The following is a 2,375-nucleotide window of genomic DNA, read 5'->3' as shown; positions in this document are numbered from 1 at the left end:
CTCAAGCACTGGAAATTGAATCAACCACCGCTGTAGAAAAAGTTCTTCCCTGACTGACAGCGCTCTGCTGGCTTTCTGAATGACCGCAGGAAATAAACAAATGGATATGAGAGCACAGGTAAATAAAAATGCAGCGGCAAGTCAGCAGGCAGCATCCACACCTTCAGGCTGTAAGTCGTGTGAGCGTAAGGGGGTTGCGATATACCCGCTACGTGTGGCTGCAGTCCCGGCTTCTCTGGTGAATACCGGCTGGCATCCTGCCGTTCCTCACCAGGATGTGGGGCTGAAGGGGGGCGAGTTCAAATACGCCCTGCGAACACTGCGCGAGGGCTATGTGTATGTTCTGGCAGATAAACAGGTCTGGTATGCCTACCAGGTCACCCCGCAGGGCTTTTTGCGCATGTTCAATGCGAACGAAATGCCGGAAGGAGGGAAAGTGGAGCCTCTGAGTGCCGCCTGCCTGCAGCAGAATCATGATATCCGCAGCAGCTTTATCAATATCGATCCGAAGCATACCCATGCAGCCGTGGCCTTCAGCAATGACCCGTGGCCCCGGGAAGTGCTGGCGAAATATAAACAAGCCGGAGCCCGGGCACCGCGTTTTACGCAAGTGACTATTGCTGACGGGAAAACAGCGACAATTGAAGGTGCGGGGCGCAGCCTGACGCTTGACCCCACGCTCTCAGCTCTGACAAAGAACGTGCTGGAGTTTGCGACAGAAAAATTCCCGAGTATTGTCGGAAAAGAAGGGCGGCCCGGTGGCGCGTATGGTTTTTATCCGCGAAGGGATATCAGGAAGCAGACGGCGCTGGGTAATAAGGTTGCGGAGTTACAGGAGCAGTACGGTGTGGTGCATGCCATTGTGCTGGATGATGCCATCGGGATGGTTCAGGAATTGAACAGTGCCAGAATGGATGTCGTTAAGGTAATGACCGACTATCAGGCTAAGACTGAAAATCGGCATAAGAAGATGATATCAGATGCCATTATACAAATTCGGGCCGGAATAGCGGAAAAAATAGCTACAGATCCCACCATCCGAGCGATTCCCGGAAAATATCCCATCAGCCGTGCCAAACGGGTATCCATGAAAACCCAGGATGCGATGGAGCGACTGGAGGACTATTACCATGAGTCAATTCGCGCTGAATTTGCCTCGGGTTATCAGTCAACGGTAGATGGCTACCAGCGGAAGCTGAAATCTGTCGTACAGGATTTAAGTGCGGCTTATCAGTCGGTTTTTTGGCATACCGTGATCGAGCATGATTATGCGCCAGAGACCAGTGTTATCAGTTGGGCTGCACTTCTGGGCATGCTAGCCGGTAATCTCCACGGTGGCATGGTAGGGATGGACAAAAGTGATAAAGCGACTGATGGCGGTAAAACCGTCTGGCTTTCATGGATGCAGGACCCGAAAAGTCCACCTTACAGGGCTTTGCTAGCCGGCAGAAAAGATCTGCCGACGTCGGTCTATGACGGGACGATGACTTACGCCAATCTTAAAACGCTGCTCAATAGCGACGAGATGGGGCATTTCCTTAACAGCGACGCCTTCAGGCAAACAACAGCAAGCCTGGTGATGTCGCTGAATGGGGCGTTCAGTCAACTGAGCAACGTGCTTTCAGCGAAAGCGGAAGCCGGGTTTGTCCGGACAATGTCGGCCCTGGCCTGTGCAGCAGGTGAAGGGCCTGTGGTGGCGGTTTATTCCGGAGAAATGACCGTCAGGGATTATCAGAATGTCGTGCGTAAGCCATTAAATACCCACGGACAATCAGTTCTGACTCAACGTCTTGAAAATGCTGACAGTATCATCAGTACTTCCCGGGCTGGTCACTGGCCTGAAATCACCGACCCGGTAATCCTGGACCGTAAAATTCAGGTCAAACTGGCGGCTCCTTTGAAAACGGTTGACTCGTTGATGTTTAAGCAGGCAGCACGCAAGGCGGGGACGAGCGCGTCGGCGATAAAATCGGGGAACTTGCTTAAAAATCCATCTCAGTTGGCAGGACTGCCGGACCTGACACCAGAGATAGTCAGCCACTCTCTGACAACAGGGGAAATTCCTTTAAGCGCCGCAGATATGCGCAGAGTCGCAGGCTTTCAGTCTGAACTGCCGCCGAGTTTTTATGCAGGCAGCCTGGGACTGGTGCTAGCCGGAGTCATGCTTGGTTTTCAGATCCATACCATGCACGAGAATATGAAATCGCTGAAAACCTGGCTACCTGACTCACAATCTGTAATGTCGCTTGGCTCGGGAACGCTTTTAATGATGGCGACTGGGGCAGAAATCGTCGGGCAGACCTATACGATGTTCCAGGCGAGCAAAGAGATGGTGCACCCAATGCTGAAAGTGGCTGGAGTGATCGGTGGCGTGG

At 52.6% G+C, this 2,375-nt stretch carries 1 protein-coding gene; it reads left to right on the top strand.

Annotation, left to right across the window (positions count from 1 at the left end; translation table 11 throughout):
* Positions 1–100 precede the first annotated feature (100 nt).
* Positions 101–2,375 (top strand): T6SS effector BTH_I2691 family protein (locus tag FQK12_RS07340; protein WP_261392853.1); only part of this gene is annotated, 2,275 nt, incomplete at its 3' end.

The organism is Klebsiella sp. ME-303, assembly GCF_007910085.1.
Classification (GTDB): Bacteria; Pseudomonadota; Gammaproteobacteria; order Enterobacterales; family Enterobacteriaceae; genus Klebsiella; species Klebsiella michiganensis.
Note: the sequence above shows the minus strand (reverse complement) of the source record. Positions and strands in the feature narration are given on the sequence as shown.